This is a genomic window from Brevundimonas sp. (assembly GCF_050729455.1).
Classification (GTDB): Bacteria; Pseudomonadota; Alphaproteobacteria; order Caulobacterales; family Caulobacteraceae; genus Brevundimonas.
This window is the reverse complement of record NZ_JBOHLI010000021.1, coordinates 1-14,413: the sequence shown is the minus strand read 5'-3', so window position 1 is coordinate 14,413 and position 14,413 is coordinate 1. Positions and strand designations below refer to the sequence as shown.

Below are 14,413 nucleotides of genomic sequence, written 5' to 3'. Positions count from 1 at the left end.
CCAAGGCCCTAAAGGGTTCAGAAATGCCGAAAGGTCGCACGTAGTCGGCCCGGAGGACCGTTTCGCCATGGGCAAGCTCAAGACCGCGCTAATTTTTGGCGCCATCGCCATACTGGGGGCCATAGCCCTCGCCGTCATCGCCCTGCACCAGGGCGAGAGCATCAGCGCCGTCTGGATCGTGGTGGCGGCGCTGTGCGTCTACGCCATCGCCTACCGCTTCTACGCCCGCTACCTGGCCGGAAAGGTCATGGGGCTGAACGCCAAGCGGCCCACGCCCGCCGTGCGCCATAACGACGGGCTGGACTATGTACCCACGCCCCGCAACGTCCTGTTCGGCCACCATTTCGCGGCCATCGCGGGCGCAGGGCCGCTGGTCGGGCCGGTGCTGGCGGCGCAGATGGGCTATCTGCCCGGCGTGCTGTGGATCCTTGTCGGCGCGGTTCTGGCGGGCGCGGTGCAGGACATGATGGTCCTGTTCATGTCCACCCGCCGCGACGGCCGCTCGCTGGGCGACATGGTCCGCACCGAAATGGGTCCCATCCCCGGCATCATCGCCCAGGTCGGCGTGCTGATGATCATGGTCATCATTCTGGCGGTGCTGGCGCTGGTCGTGGTCAAGGCCCTGGCCGAGAGCCCGTGGGGCACCTTCACCGTGGCCGCCACCATCCCCATCGCCGTCTTCATGGGCCTCTATACCCGTTACCTGCGGCCCGGCCGCGTGGGCGAGGTCTCGGTCATCGGCGTGGTGTTGCTGATCCTCGCCATCATCGGCGGCGGTCATATCGCGGCTGACCCGTTCTGGGGCCCGGCCTTCACCCTGTCGGGCACGACCCTGGCCATGGCCATGATGGCCTATGGCTTCGTCGCCTCGGTCATTCCGGTCTGGCTGCTGCTGGCGCCGCGCGACTACCTGTCCACCTTCCTGAAGATCGGCGCCATCGTCGCCCTGGCTGTCGGCATCCTGATCGTGCGCCCGCACATCCAGATGCCCGCCATCACCCCCTTCATCGACGGCAGCGGCCCGGTCTTCTCCGGCGCCCTCTTCCCCTTCCTGTTCATCACCATCGCCTGCGGCGCCGTCTCCGGCTTCCACGCCCTGATCTCGTCGGGCACCACGCCCAAGCTGCTGGAGAACGAGAACCAGATCCCGTTGATCGGCTATGGCGCCATGCTGTGCGAAAGCTTCGTGGCCATCATGGCTCTGATCGCCGCCACGGTGCTGGACCCGGCCGTCTACTTCGCCATGAACAGCCCGGTCGCCGTGATCGGCGACAACGCGGCCTCGGCCGCCGCCGCCGTGGCCCAGTGGGGCTTCCACATCACCCCCGGCGAACTGGAGCAACTGGCCCGCGACGTGGGCGAGCACTCCATCCTGTCGCGCGCGGGCGGCGCCCCGACCCTGGCCGTCGGCATGGCCCACATCCTTTCGGGCGTCATCGGCGGCAAGGCCATGATGGCCTTCTGGTACCACTTCGCCATCCTGTTCGAGGCCCTGTTCATCCTGACCACGGTCGACGCCGGCACCCGCGTCTGCCGCTTCATGATCCAGGACCTGCTGGGCGTCGCCGTGCCCAAGATGCGCGAAACCAAGTCCTGGACCGCCAACGTCGTGGCCACCGCCCTGACGGTCGGCCTGTGGGGCTATTTCCTCTACACCGGCGTGGTCGATCCCCTGGGCGGCATCAACAGCCTGTGGCCGCTGTTCGGCATCGCCAACCAGATGCTGGCCGCCGTCGCGCTGATCCTGGGCACCGTGGTCCTGTTCAAGATGAAGCGCGAGCGCTTCGCCTGGGCCACGGCGGTTCCGGCGGTCTGGCTGCTGATCTGCACCCTGACGGCGGGCTTCCAGAAACTGCTGCATCCCGACGTCAAGATCGGCTTCCTGGCCCATGCGCGTAAGTATCAGGACGCCCTGACCGCCGGCGACATCCTGGCCCCGGCCAAGACGGCGGGCGACATGCACCGCATCATCATCAACGACTACGTCAACTCGGCCCTGACGGCGGGCTTCCTGTTCGTGGTCCTGACCATGGTGGTTTACGGCGTGCGCGCCTGCCTCAAGGCCCGTCGGAACAGCCAGCCCACCGTGGTCGAGCAACCCGCCGCCCACAAGCTGACGCTGGAAGACGAAGCCATGGACGCGGCCCGTGCCTAGGCCCTCCTCCCAGGCAGGCGAGCCGACCGGCGGCGCAGACCTGCTCTGCGTCTGCCGCGACACCTTGGTGCGGTGGGGCAAGGACGCCCGCCGCACCGCCAGCCTCATGGTCGGCCAGCCCGACTATGAGGTCTATGTCGCCCACGCCGAGGCGACCCATCCAGAGCAGCCGCCGCTGGACCGCACCGCCTTCTTCCGCCTGCACGAGCAGCGACGCTTCGGCGCCGGCGGCGCCTTCCGCTGCTGCTGACGGCGAAACAGTTACACCCGATCACACCTTGTTACGGGCACGGGGTTGAATCGTGACGCCGATAGTCCGAGAAGGCATCCAACTAAAAACCGTCCTTGCTCAGGAGACCTCCCCATGACCGTTCGCGTCGCCATCAACGGCTTCGGCCGCATCGGCCGCCTCGTGCTTCGCTCGATCGTCGAGCATGGCCGCAAGGACATCGAGGTCGTGGCGATCAACGACCTGGGTCCGGTCGAGACCAACGCCCACCTGTTCCGCTACGACTCGGTGCACGGCCGCTTCCCCGGCACGGTCACGACCGGCGAGGACTGGATCGACGTCGGCACGGGCAAGATCAAGGTCACGGCCGAACGCGACCCGGCCAACCTGCCGCACGCCGAACTGAAGGTGGACATCGCCCTGGAATGCACGGGCATCTTCACCTCGAAGGAAAAGGCCTCGGCCCACCTGACCGCCGGCGCCAAGCGCGTCCTGATCTCGGCCCCGGCCGACGGCGTCGAGAAGACCATCGTCTTCGGCGTCAACCACGACATCCTGACCGCCGACGACATCGTGGTGTCGAACGCCTCCTGCACCACCAACTGCCTGGCCCCGATGGCCAAGGTCCTGCATGACCTGGTCGGCATCGAGCGCGGCTACATGACCACCATCCACGCCTACACCGGCGACCAGCCGACGCTGGATACGATGCACAAGGACCTGTATCGCGCCCGCGCCGCCGCCCTGTCGATGATCCCGACCTCGACCGGCGCCGCCAAGGCCGTCGGCCTGGTCCTGCCGGAACTGAAGGGCAAGCTGGACGGCTCGTCGATCCGCGTCCCGACCCCGAACGTCTCGGCCGTGGACCTGAAGATCGTCGCCGGCCGCGCCACCACCAAGGAAGAGGTCAACGCCGCCCTGCAGGCCGCCGCCGAGGGCGCCATGAAGGACGTCCTGGTCACGACCAACGACGCCCTGGTCTCGTCCGACCTGAACCACGTCGCCGCCTCCTCGACCGTCGCCCTGCCCCAGACCCAGGTCATCGACGGCACCCTGGTGCGCGTCCTCAGCTGGTACGACAACGAATGGGGCTTCGCGACCCGCATGAGCGACACCGCCCTGGCGATGGCGAAGTTCCTTTAAGGCGAAATGCTGAGGCCCTCTCCCGCTGGGAGAGGGCTTGAGCGCCCAAGAGCCGAAGGCGATTGGTTGCGCGAAAGGGTGAGGGTCGGCGGCCATGACTGTGGAACGCACCGTCTTCGCCCGCACGCTTCGACAAAAGTCCGGCCTCGCCGAGCAGCGCGTTTGGGCCTTGCTGCGGAGCGGGCGGATCGACGGACACAAGTTCCGCCGCCAGCATCCGATCAGCCGATATGTCGCGGATTTCGCCTGCGACCACCTGCGGTTGGTGATCGAGATCGACGGCGGCATTCACGATCAAGGCGAGGTCGTGACCCGCGACCACCTACGACAGACCGAGCTCGAAGCCCTGGGATGGACCGTCCTGCGCTTCACCAACACCCAGGTGTTGAGCGAGCCCGAGCTCATCGCCGCCGCCATTCGCGCGCACGCGGCTTGATCACGCCCTGACCACGGCTTACGCCGACTGATACGTTCGACCCTCATCCGGCCCTGCGGGCCACCTTCTCCCACAGGGAGAAGGAAGACCTGGAACTGCTCCCATGACCTTCCGCACCCTCGACGACGCCGCTGGCCTGTCCGGCCAGACCGCTCTGGTCCGCGTGGACTTCAACGTGCCGATGGAGGGCGGCAAGGTCAGCGACGACACCCGTCTGAAGGCCGCCCTGCCGACCATCCACCGCCTGCGCGAAGCCGGCGCCAAGGTCGTCCTGCTGGCCCACTTCGACCGGCCCAAGGGCGAGCGCGTGGCCTCCATGAGCCTGCGCCCCGTGGTCGAGCCGCTGGAGCTGCTGCTGCACGGCCCCGTCCGTTTCGCCGACGACTGCGTGGGCGATGAAGCCAAGGCCGCCGTGGCTGATCTGGACGCGGGCGGCGTGCTGCTGCTCGAGAACGTCCGCTTCCACAAGGGCGAGGAAAAGAACGACCCGGCCTTCGCCGCCCAACTGGCCGAACTGGGCGACCTCTACGTGAACGACGCCTTCTCGGCCGCTCACCGCGCCCACGCCTCGACCGAGGGTCTGGCCCGCCTGCTGCCCGCCTACGCCGGTGAAGCCATGAAGCGCGAGCTTCAGGCGCTGGACGCTGCGCTGGGAGCCCCGCAGAAGCCGGTCATCGGCATCGTCGGCGGCGCCAAGGTCTCGACCAAGCTCGACCTGCTGAAGAACCTGGTCGCCAAGCTGGACTATCTGGCCATCGGCGGCGGCATGGCCAACACCTTCCTGCACGCCCAGGGCGTCGATGTCGGCGGTTCGCTGTGCGAGAAAGACCTGGCCGACACCGCGCTCGAGATCATCGAGGAAGCCCGTCAGAAGGGCTGCGAACTGCTGCTGCCGGTCGACGTGGTCGTGGCCAAGGGCGTGAAGCCCGGCATCGAGTCGGGCGTCCGCGCCCTGGACCGCATCGCCGCCGACGACCTGATCCTGGACGCCGGTCCTGAAACCGTCGCCCGTCTGGCCCGCGCCATGGACCTGTCGAAGACCCTGATCTGGAACGGCCCGCTGGGCGTGTTCGAGGTCCCGCCCTTCGACAAGGCCACCGTCGCCGCGGCCAAACACGCCGCCGAGCTGGCCCATGCCGGCAAGCTGATCGCCGTGGCCGGCGGCGGCGACACGGTCGCGGCCCTGAACCACGCCGGCACGGCCGACGACATGACCTTCGTCTCCACCGCCGGCGGCGCCTTCCTGGAATGGATGGAGGGCAAGGTGCTTCCGGGCGTCGAGGCCCTGCGCGCCTGACCGGACCTCTTGTCGGGCTTTTCAACGCCGCCTCCTTGCAGAGGCGGCGTTTTCTTTGTCACACGCTTGGCCGAACGCCGGATTGGTCCTGTAACCCGACGTGACTTCCGTCCGTCTCCGGGCTAAAGCCACAGCAAAATAATATCGGCTCAGGAGACTACCCATGGCGCGCATCACGCTGCGACAATTGCTCGACCACGCGGCGGAGAACGACTACGGCCTGCCCGCCTATAATATCAACAACATGGAGCAGGGCCTGGCGATCATGGAGGCGGCCGACGCCGTCAACGCCCCGGTCATCATCCAGGCCTCGCGCGGCGCCCGCAGCTACGCCAACGACATCGTCCTGGCCAAGTTGATCGACGCCCTGGCCGAACTGTATCCGCACATCCCGGTCTGTATGCACCAGGACCACGGCAACGGCCCGGCGACCTGCGCCACCGCCATCCAGTACGGCTTCACCTCGGTGATGATGGACGGCTCGCTGGAAGAGGACGCCAAGACCCCGGCCTCCTACGAATACAACGTCGACGTCACCCGTCGCGTCACCGAAATGGCCCACGCCTGCGGCGTCTCGGTCGAGGGTGAACTGGGCGTGCTCGGTTCGCTGGAAACCGGCATGGGCGAGGCCGAAGACGGCCACGGCTTCGAGGGCAAGCTGGACCACTCGGCCCTGCTGACCGACCCGGATCAGGCCGTCGACTTCGTCCGCGCCACCAAGGTCGACGCTCTGGCCATCGCCATGGGCACCAGCCACGGAGCCTACAAGTTCAGCCGCAAGCCGGACGGCGAGGTCCTGGCCATGAACGTGATCGAGGAAATCCACCGCCGCCTGCCCGACACCCACCTGGTCATGCATGGCTCGTCCTCGGTGCCGCAGGACCTGCAGGACATCATCAACGCCTACGGCGGTCAGATGCCCCAGACCTGGGGCGTGCCGGTCGAGGAAATCCAGCGCGGCATCAAGCACGGCGTGCGCAAGATCAACATCGACACCGACAACCGCATGGCCATGACCGGCGCCGTGCGCAAACTGCTGATGGAAAAGCCGGGCGAGTTCGACCCGCGCGCCTGGCTCAAGCCCGCCAAGGAAGCCATGCGCAAGCTGTGCATTGAGCGCTACCAGCAGTTCGGCTGCGAGGGTCAGGCCTCGAAGATCCGCCCCCTGTCCACCGCCCAGATGGCCAAGCGCTACGCCGCCGGCGAACTGGACCCGCACTTCGGCGCCTCGGCCACCAAGGCCGCCTGATCCAGGTCCACAGATCCAATCGAAACGCCCGCCTTCACCAGAAGGCGGGCGTTTTCGCTTTCACCACACCCCGTATCGTCCGCCGATCGCGCTGACCACCGCCCGCGCCTCGATTTCAGCGTAGCGCAGCTCCTCCTCGGCCCGGCGGGCGTCACGGCGCGCGTCCTGAATCTCGCCGCGCACCTCGCGGATACGGTCGCGGATGCGCTGGCGCTCCTCATCCGTCAGCCCTTCCTGGCGCAGTTCGCGCTGCTTGGCCTCCAGCTTATCCTCGCGGTCGTCGATGCGGCTGATGGCCGAGTTCAGCGCGCTCTCGGCCGACGCCACGGCCTGCTCCACCGCATGAATCCGGCGCCCATCCTCATAGGCCGGCAGGAAGTCGCGCTCCTCGGCCGGCGAGCAGACGCCGCCGTAGCTGTTGCCCTGCCGCCCCTGCCGGAACCCGCTTTCCCAGGTGCAGTAGGTCCGCAAGCCGTCCTCACGCGACGCCAGATAGGCGCTCATGTTCGGCGCCACGCCGTATTTGGCGCAGGCCTTGGCGTGGTCGTCCAGACGGCTGACCTGATGCCCGGCGGCCCCGTCGCGCCAGCCCTGGCCGCCCCAGTCGCCGACCAGGCACTGGTCCTCGCTCATGGTGGCGCAACCGGACAGCAGGACAAAGCCCGTGACGGCGACGGCGGCGGCGATCAGAACCTTCATCCGGGTCTCTCCCAAGGCGTTTCACGCTGCGACCAAGGACCGATGAAGCCTCGTCCCGCAAGCCATGCTATTTCGCCCTATGGCCGATGAACCTTTGCTGACGGAAGACGACGACGCGGAAATGCTCGAGGCGCGCATCGACGCGCCCGGCGTCCGTCTGGACAAGGCCCTGGCCGCGGCCTTCCCGTCTCTGTCGCGCGCCCGGCTGCAGGCCCTGCTGGCCGAGGGCGCCGTCACCCGCGACGGCCAGCCGATCTCCAGCGGCTCGGCCAAGGCGCAGGCGGGCCTCTACGCCGTCATCCTGCCGCCCGTCGCCCCGGCCACGCCCCTGCCCGAGGCCATTCCCCTGACCGTCCTGTTCGAGGACGCCGACCTGATCGTCATCGACAAGGCCCCAGGCATGGCCGCCCACCCGGCCCCAGGCTGCGAGACCGGCACCCTGGTCAACGCCCTCCTGGCCCACTGCGGCGACACTCTGTCGGGCATCGGCGGCGTGGCCCGCCCCGGCATCGTCCACCGCCTGGACAAGGACACCTCCGGCGTCATGGTCGCCGCCAAGTCGGACCGGGCCCACCAGGGCCTGTCCGCCCTGTTCGCGACCCACGACATCGAGCGCACCTACGTGGCCCTGACCCGCGGCGCGCCCACGCCGGAAAAGGGCCGCATCCAGACCCTGATCGGCCGCTCGCCGCATGACCGCAAGAAGATGGCCGTGCTCAAGGGCGGCGGCCGCGAGGCTATCACCGACTATGTGGTCCAGCGCACCTTCGGCCAGCCCGCCAAGGCCTCCGGCGCCCCCATGGCCGCCCGCGTGGCCTGCACCCTGCACACCGGCCGCACCCACCAGATCCGCGTCCACATGGCGTCCAAGGGTTCGCCCCTGCTCGGCGACCCCGTCTATGGCTCGGGCAGCCCCGCCGCCCCGGTCCGCGCCGCCGTCGCCGAGGCCGGCCTGACCCGTCAGGCCCTGCACGCCGCCGTTCTCGGCTTCGTCCACCCGGTCACCGGCCAGGCCCTCCGATTCGAGACCGCCCCGCCGGAGGATATGCAACGTCTGGAAGCCCTGCTGGCCGAACTCTAGGGCCGCTTCCCCATCCGATTTGATCAGCAACTCACACTGTGTTAATAATCCTCCACCCGAAACGGGTGGCTTGGGAGCCACAGTCATGCCTTCGTGTGACGATCCGCCCCTACACAAGGCGGCAACCCATACCCATCTGGATCGGTTGAGGGGTGAGGCGGCGATGCACATTAGGTGGTCGCCGCTGCGGAGCCTGCTCTTGCTTATTGGTCGGAGGGACCACGTCTAATGGCTAACTCGACGCTCGCGGTGATGTCGCCTGAACAGGGACTGTCGCGCTATCTCACGGAAATCCGCAAGTTTCCGATGCTCACCAAGGACGAGGAGTTCATGCTCGCCAAGCGTTGGTCTGAGCATCAGGACCCCGAAGCGGCCCACCGCCTCGTCACCTCGCACCTTCGCCTCGTGGCCAAGATCGCCATGGGTTATCGCGGCTACGGCCTGCCGATCGGCGAAGTGATCTCCGAGGGCAACGTCGGCCTGATGCAGGCCGTCAAGAAATTCGACCCGGACAAGGGCTTCCGCCTGGCCACCTACGCCATGTGGTGGATCCGCGCCTCGATCCAGGAGTACATCCTGCGCAGCTGGTCGCTCGTGAAGATGGGCACCACCGCCGCGCAGAAGAAGCTCTTCTTCAACCTGCGCAAGGCCAAGAGCCAGATCTCGGCCTTCGAGGAAGGCGACCTGCATCCTGAGCACCTCTCCGCCATCGCCACCAAGCTGGGCGTGACCGAAGAAGAGGTCACCAACATGAACCGTCGCCTCAGCGGCGACGCCTCGCTGAACGCGCCCCTGCGCGCCGACGGCGAAAGCGAGTGGCAGGATTGGCTGGCCGACGACAATGCGGTGTCTCAGGAAACGGCTCTGGCCGACTCCGAGGAAAAAACCATCCGCATGAGCCTGCTTCAGGAAGCGATGGAAGAGCTGACCGACCGCGAGAAGCACATCCTCACGGAGCGCCGGCTCAAGGACGACCCCGTCACGCTGGAAGAACTCGCCGGCCAGTACGGCGTGTCGCGCGAGCGCGTGCGCCAGATCGAGGTTCGCGCCTTCGAGAAACTGCAGAAGGCGATGCGCGCCGCCGCCGAAGAACGCAATCTGGTCGACGCCTGAGCGCTCAAGCAGCCGAAGGCCTTAGCGCGAGCCTCCCCTTCTCCCCTTGAGGGAGAAGGTGGCAGGCGAAGCCTGACGGATGAGGGGTGTCAGCACCTCCCATCCGATCAAGGCCGCCGCGCCCCCGCGCATGAGATTTTATACGCCGGCCTACCCCGCCCGGGTCAGGGTCTCGGGGTCGGCCAGGGCCAGCACGGCGTTGATCGGCGCCGTCAGCACGGCCTTGGTCGGCGCCCCCGCCGCCAGACAGGTCTCCAGACCCGCCCCGGCGATGGCCAGTTGCGCGTCGCCGGTCTTGATGGCCAGGGCCTTCAGCGTCTCGGCCTGCTGCTTGATGGCGCGCACCGCCTGCATCGGATCGCTGTCGAACTGGGCCAGGGCCGAGGCCAGGATGCGCATGGCCTGATCCTTGACCGCCACGACCGCCTCGGCCGCCGACGCCGGCTTGTCGGCCTTGCGCTTGCCCGGCCCTGCATAGTCGTCGGAGTTGAAGCGTCGACGATCCGGCCCGATGTAGCCCACCGCCTCGACCCAGTCGCGCGGCTTGGTGGCCAGGTTCTCAACCCGGCGGAACAGGTCGCCGCTGGTGAAGGGCTTCCTCAGAAACTCATGCACGCCGGAATCCCGCGCGCCCTTGATGGTGCTGGCGGTGGCCTCGGCCGTCACCATGATCAGCGGCACGCGACGACACGCCAGGCTGGAGCGCCGGATGCGCCGCGCCAGAGCCTCGCCATCCAGACGCGGCCCGGTGCGTTCCGTCAGGATCAGCCCCGGCTCCATCTCGCGAGCCAGATCGATCACCCGCGCCTCGTCGCCCTCGACCGCAACATCACGCGAACCGAACCCCTTCAACAGGTCGGACAACAGGCGCGCGGCCGCCGGATTGGGATCGACGATGACCACCCGGCGCACGACCGGGGCGATCTTCTGCATCGTCTTGGCGTCTAAAGCGAACAAGGCTCGGCTCCATCTGGAGCCAGAAAGGTAAACTCAGGGGGTTAAGGGGCCGTTTCCCTTTTCGGGACGCAGCCCCCTGCCCCGGGCCTTACCCCTGGAACGGATCTCTCATCAGAATGGTGTCGTCCCGCTCCGGGCTGGTCGACAGCAGGGCCACCGGCGCGCCGATCAGCTCCTCGATCCGCCGCACGTATTTCAGCGCATGGGCGTTGAGGTCCTTGAAGCTGCGCACCCCGCCCGTGCTCTCGGTCCAGCCTTCCAGCTCCTCGAACACCGGCTCGGCCGAGGCCTGATCCTTCAGGCTGGACGGCAGGTAATCCAGCACCTCGCCGTTGATGCGATAGCCGACGCAGATCTTCAGCGTCTTCAGGCCGTCCAGCACGTCCAGCTTGGTCAGAGCGATGCCGTCGATGCCGTTGATGGCCACCGACTGGCGCACCAGCACCGCGTCGAACCAGCCGCAGCGACGCGCCCGGCCCGTGTTCACGCCGACTTCGCGGCCCACGGTCGCCAGATGATGCCCGACCTCGTCGTTGAGCTCACAGGCGAACGGGCCTTCGCCGACGCGGGTCGTATAGGCCTTGACGATGCCCAGCACATAGCCGACGCCGCGCGGCCCGATGCCCGACCCCGCCGCCGCCTGACCGGCCACGGTGTTGGACGACGTCACATAGGGATAGGTGCCGTGATCCACGTCCAGGAAGGCGCCCTGCGCCCCCTCGAACAGCACGCGCTTGCCCGCCTTCTTTGCTTGATCCAGCACCCGCCAGGCCGGCTTGACGTAGGGCAGGATCTTCGGCGCGATCTCCAGCAGTTGCGCCAGCAGCGCCTCCGGGTCGATCGGCTCCAGCCCCAGACCCGCGCGCAGCGGATCATGGTGCGAGCGCAGGCGGTCGATCTTGACCTTCAGGTCCTCGACGTTGGCCAGGTCGCAGACGCGGATGGCGCGACGGCCCACCTTGTCCTCATAGGCCGGGCCGATGCCGCGGCCGGTCGTGCCGATCTTGGCGCCCGGCGCGCTGGCGGCGGCCTCGCGCGCCACGTCCAGGGCCGGATGGATCGGCAGGATCAGGCAGGCGTTGTCGGCGATGGTCAGGATGTCGGGGCTGATGGCCACGCCCTGGGCGACGATCTTCTCGATCTCGCCGACCAGATGCCAGGGGTCCACGACCACGCCGTTGCCGATGATCGAGGGCTTGCCCTGCACCACGCCCGAAGGCAGCAGCGCCAGCTTGTAGACCTTACCGTCGACGACCAGCGTATGGCCGGCGTTATGGCCGCCCTGGAACCGGACGACCATGTCGGCCCGGTTCGACAACCAGTCGACAATCTTGCCCTTGCCCTCGTCGCCCCATTGGGCGCCGACCACTGCGACGTTAGCCAAGACCGTTTCTCCGCAATCCAGAATGCGGTGGGAGCCTATAGTCCCTGAATCGTCCGGAGTCGCCCCCAAGGGCGTAGAATGGGGCGCAGAATTATGCGGCCATCTCCGCCGCCGCCGTTTCAAACGCCCATTCCAGCCACGGCGTGGCCGCGACCACGTCGGCGGTCTCGACGGTGCAGCCGCACCACAGACGCAGGCCCGGCGGGGCGTAACGGTGCGGCTCCATGTCGAACACGGCCCCCTCGTCTTCCAGCAAGGCCTTGAACCGCTTGACGAAAGCCTTCTGCCCGGCCTCGTCCATCGCCGCGATGCGCGGATCGGTGAACTTCAGGCAGACCGAGGTGGTCGAGCGGATTTCGGGCCGGTCAGGCAGGAAGGCGACCCAGTCGGTCCGCTCCACCCATTCCTCCAGCGCTGCATAATTTCGATCCGTGCGGCGGATCAGTTCGTTCAAGCCGCCCGCGCCCTTGGCCCACTCCAGGGCGTCGATCCAATCCTCGATGGTCAGGATCGAATAGGTGTTGATCACCACCCCGTCCGCCAGCGTCCAGTCAAAGCCCTTCTTGTCGGTCAGGCGCAGCACCTTGGGGATGGACCGTTCGGGCTTGTAGTTATCCAGCCGCGCCACGGCGCGCGGCGACAGCACCATGACCCCGATGCCCGCCTCGCCGCCCAGCGCCTTCTGGAAGCTGAAGGTGGTCACATCCAGCTTGTCCCACGGCAGGTCCATGGCAAAGGCCGCCGAGGTCGCGTCGCAGATGGTCAGCCCCTCGCGGTCGTCGGCGACCCAGTCGGCGTTATCCACGCACACGCCCGAGGTCGTGCCGTTCCACGGAAAGACCACGTCCTTGTTCGGATCAACCTGCGTCATGTCCGGCAGTTCGCCCCAGGGCGCGGTCAGCACCTCCGGTTCCAGCTTCAGATGATCGCGCACGTCGGTCGCCCACACCTGGCCGAAATTCTCATAGGCCACGACCTGCACCGGCCGCTCGCCCAGCATCCCCCACAGCGCCGCCTCGACCGCGCCCGTGTCCGACCCCGGCGTATAGAGCAGCACATAGTCCTCGGGCGGAGCCAGGATCTCGCGCGTCAGCTTCAGGCCATAGGCGAACCGCTCCACCACCGCCGGCGTGCGGATGCCGCGCCCCAGAAGATTGGTCGGCAGCCCCGCCAGCGACCACCCCGGACGCTTGGCCGTCGGACCGGCGGAGAACCACGGGCGAGCAGGTTTGGCGTCAGGCTTGGCGATCATAGGCGTCGTTCCTCGGGGAGAAGGATGAAAGGGTCGGCTCAGCGTCCGGGCTTGTAGGGGCGCTTGTCGCGCCACTCGGTCGCGAAACGGATCAGCTCGTCGTCCGGCGTCTCGGGCAGGGTCACGACCAGCTTGGCCAGCAGGTCGCCGCGCTTGCCGCCGGCATAGGCGCCGCGCCCCTTGAGCCGCAGCGTCTTGCCGCTGTTCGAGCCCTTGGGGATGGTCATCATCACCGCGCCCTCGGGCGTCGGCACCTGGATCTTGCCGCCCAGAATGGCGTCAGGCGCCGACACCGGCAGGTCCATGGTCAGGTCCGCGCCGTCGCGCTTGAACACCGGGTGCGGCGCGATCTTCAGCTCGATCAGGGCGTCGCCCGCCTGACCGCCGCGCCCCGGCGCGCCCTGGCCCTTCAGCCGGATCACCTGGCCCTCGGATGCGCCCTTAGGGATAGTCACATCCAGCATCCGCCCGTCCGAGAACTGGATGCGGCGCGTCGTCCCGGCGATGGCGTCCTCCAGGCTGACGTCCAGCGTCGCCCGCACGTCCTGCCCCTTGCCGCCGAAGCCGCCGCCGAAGCCGCTCTTGGCCCGCCCGCCGCCGAAGGCGCCGAACAGTTCCTCCAGATCGATGTCCTCGAAGCCGCCGCGTCCGCCCGAGCCGCCGAAGCCGCCGAATCCGCCCTGACGGCCGCCGCCGCCGCCGGGATGGCCGCCGCCGAAGCCGCGGAACTGCTCGCGCCCGTCCGCGTCGATCTCGCCCCGATCGTACTTGGCCCGCTTCTCGGCGTCGCCCAGCAGATCGAAGGCCGCCGTGATGCGCTTGAACCGTTCCTCGGCCGCCTTGTCGCCCGGGTTCTTGTCCGGATGCAGCTCCTTGGCGAGCTTGCGGAACGCCTTCTTGATCTCGTCCGCGCTCGCGCCCCTGGCAACGCCCAGTTCCTTATAGGGATCGCCAGCCACGTTCGCTTCACTCCGACATCAGAAAAAGACCAGAGCGTCAGTTAAGCCATGCGCCCCCCGGCTGGAAGGGGCAGACGTGGTTTAGAGCAAAGGCGCGACCGCCTCCGCCCCCCAGCCATAGCCGTCGCCCCACTGCGCCACCGCGACCCGCGCGCTTTCGCCGACCCCGCCCGGCCAGTCCGCCGCCACCTGCGCCGCCGCATAGACCGTCTCCAGCCCCGCGACCTCCCAGACCCGCTTCTCGACCGCGCCGTCCAGCACCCGCACCCGAAACCGACGCGGATCGACCTCGACCGGCTCGGCGTCCCAGCCCTCGCCGTTCACCCGCGCGCGCGGCGTCCACGCCAGCCGGCGCCCGCCGCCTTCCTCCCTCACCCGCAGATGCGCCGGTCGCCAGGGCCGCGCTGCTCGCCCGCCCCAGACAAACTCGACCTCCGAAAACCCGCTCCCGCCCGGCGC

At 68.0% G+C, this 14,413-nt stretch carries 13 protein-coding genes and 1 pseudogene; 8 read left to right on the top strand and 6 right to left on the bottom strand.

Annotation, left to right across the window (positions count from 1 at the left end; translation table 11 throughout):
* The first annotated feature begins 67 nt into the window (after nucleotides 1-67).
* From ACREEF_RS07270 to fba, 6 genes are all read left to right on the top strand, one after another.
* Nucleotides 68-2,155, top strand: coding sequence for a carbon starvation CstA family protein (locus ACREEF_RS07270; RefSeq protein ID WP_431564927.1), 2,088 nt, complete (start codon nucleotides 68-70; stop codon nucleotides 2,153-2,155).
* Nucleotides 2,148-2,405, top strand: a complete 258-nt coding sequence (locus ACREEF_RS07265) for a YbdD/YjiX family protein (protein WP_431564926.1) — start codon at nucleotides 2,148-2,150, stop codon at nucleotides 2,403-2,405. Before ACREEF_RS07270 ends, ACREEF_RS07265 begins: the two co-directional genes overlap by 8 nt.
* 114 nt (nucleotides 2,406-2,519) lie before the next feature.
* Entirely contained in the window at nucleotides 2,520-3,527 is a 1,008-nt protein-coding gene (gene gap / locus ACREEF_RS07260; RefSeq protein WP_431564925.1) for a type I glyceraldehyde-3-phosphate dehydrogenase, read from the top strand.
* A gap of 94 nt (nucleotides 3,528-3,621) precedes the next feature.
* Nucleotides 3,622-3,963 (top strand): endonuclease domain-containing protein, encoded by a 342-nt coding sequence (locus ACREEF_RS07255; RefSeq protein ID WP_431564924.1) that lies wholly within the window; start codon nucleotides 3,622-3,624, stop codon nucleotides 3,961-3,963.
* A gap of 103 nt (nucleotides 3,964-4,066) precedes the next feature.
* Nucleotides 4,067-5,260, top strand: a complete 1,194-nt coding sequence (locus ACREEF_RS07250; protein WP_431564923.1) for a phosphoglycerate kinase — start codon at nucleotides 4,067-4,069, stop codon at nucleotides 5,258-5,260.
* A 163-nt stretch (nucleotides 5,261-5,423) separates the two neighbouring features.
* On the top strand, nucleotides 5,424-6,509 hold the full coding sequence (gene fba, locus ACREEF_RS07245; RefSeq protein WP_431564922.1) for a class II fructose-bisphosphate aldolase: 1,086 nt from the start codon (nucleotides 5,424-5,426) through the stop codon (nucleotides 6,507-6,509).
* 60 nt (nucleotides 6,510-6,569) lie between these two features.
* On the opposite strand, the gene ACREEF_RS07240 is transcribed toward fba, so the two are convergent.
* Nucleotides 6,570-7,208 carry a DUF2799 domain-containing protein gene (locus tag ACREEF_RS07240; RefSeq protein ID WP_431564921.1) on the bottom strand — a complete coding sequence of 213 codons (639 nt, stop codon included), beginning with the start codon at nucleotides 7,206-7,208 and terminating at the stop codon, nucleotides 6,570-6,572.
* Nucleotides 7,209-7,287: 79 nt separating this feature from the next.
* On the opposite strand from ACREEF_RS07240, the gene ACREEF_RS07235 reads away from it, so the two are divergent.
* Both ACREEF_RS07235 and rpoH read left to right on the top strand, forming a co-directional pair.
* Nucleotides 7,288-8,289 (top strand): RluA family pseudouridine synthase, encoded by a 1,002-nt coding sequence (locus ACREEF_RS07235; RefSeq protein ID WP_431564920.1) that lies wholly within the window; start codon nucleotides 7,288-7,290, stop codon nucleotides 8,287-8,289.
* A 228-nt stretch (nucleotides 8,290-8,517) separates the two neighbouring features.
* A complete protein-coding gene (rpoH, locus tag ACREEF_RS07230) occupies nucleotides 8,518-9,402 on the top strand; it encodes an RNA polymerase sigma factor RpoH (RefSeq protein ID WP_431564958.1) in 885 nt (294 codons plus the stop codon).
* Between the two features lie 150 nt (nucleotides 9,403-9,552).
* Here the strand turns inward: rpoH and ACREEF_RS07225 are convergent, their stop codons facing one another.
* The 5 genes and pseudogenes from ACREEF_RS07225 to ACREEF_RS07205 all read right to left on the bottom strand — a co-directional run.
* Nucleotides 9,553-10,359: a response regulator gene (locus ACREEF_RS07225; protein ID WP_431564919.1), complete on the bottom strand. Its 807-nt coding sequence runs from the start codon at nucleotides 10,357-10,359 to the stop codon at nucleotides 9,553-9,555.
* 88 nt (nucleotides 10,360-10,447) lie between these two features.
* Nucleotides 10,448-11,743 carry an adenylosuccinate synthase gene (locus tag ACREEF_RS07220; protein ID WP_431564918.1) on the bottom strand — a complete coding sequence of 432 codons (1,296 nt, stop codon included), beginning with the start codon at nucleotides 11,741-11,743 and terminating at the stop codon, nucleotides 10,448-10,450.
* A gap of 91 nt (nucleotides 11,744-11,834) precedes the next feature.
* On the bottom strand, nucleotides 11,835-12,995 hold the full coding sequence (locus tag ACREEF_RS07215; protein ID WP_431564917.1) for a phosphoserine transaminase: 1,161 nt from the start codon (nucleotides 12,993-12,995) through the stop codon (nucleotides 11,835-11,837).
* 38 nt (nucleotides 12,996-13,033) lie between these two features.
* Nucleotides 13,034-13,954, bottom strand: coding sequence for a DnaJ C-terminal domain-containing protein (locus ACREEF_RS07210; RefSeq protein ID WP_431564916.1), 921 nt, complete (start codon nucleotides 13,952-13,954; stop codon nucleotides 13,034-13,036).
* An 81-nt stretch (nucleotides 13,955-14,035) separates the two neighbouring features.
* Nucleotides 14,036-14,413 (bottom strand): annotated as a pseudogene (locus tag ACREEF_RS07205) (baseplate multidomain protein megatron); the annotation flags it as partial.

Excerpts from the sequence above, each read along its gene's own strand:
- ACREEF_RS07270 (WP_431564927.1), top strand. The coding sequence starts at position 68 with ATGGGCAAGCTCAAGACCGCGCTAATTTTTGGCGCCATCGCCATACTG.
- gap (WP_431564925.1), top strand. The coding sequence starts at position 2,520 with ATGACCGTTCGCGTCGCCATCAACGGCTTCGGCCGCATCGGCCGCCTC.
- ACREEF_RS07255 (WP_431564924.1), top strand. The coding sequence starts at position 3,622 with ATGACTGTGGAACGCACCGTCTTCGCCCGCACGCTTCGACAAAAGTCC.
- ACREEF_RS07250 (WP_431564923.1), top strand. The coding sequence starts at position 4,067 with ATGACCTTCCGCACCCTCGACGACGCCGCTGGCCTGTCCGGCCAGACC.
- fba (WP_431564922.1), top strand. The coding sequence starts at position 5,424 with ATGGCGCGCATCACGCTGCGACAATTGCTCGACCACGCGGCGGAGAAC.
- ACREEF_RS07240 (WP_431564921.1), bottom strand. The coding sequence starts at position 7,208 with ATGAAGGTTCTGATCGCCGCCGCCGTCGCCGTCACGGGCTTTGTCCTG.
- ACREEF_RS07235 (WP_431564920.1), top strand. The coding sequence starts at position 7,288 with ATGGCCGATGAACCTTTGCTGACGGAAGACGACGACGCGGAAATGCTC.
- rpoH (WP_431564958.1), top strand. The coding sequence starts at position 8,518 with ATGGCTAACTCGACGCTCGCGGTGATGTCGCCTGAACAGGGACTGTCG.
- ACREEF_RS07215 (WP_431564917.1), bottom strand. The coding sequence starts at position 12,995 with ATGATCGCCAAGCCTGACGCCAAACCTGCTCGCCCGTGGTTCTCCGCC.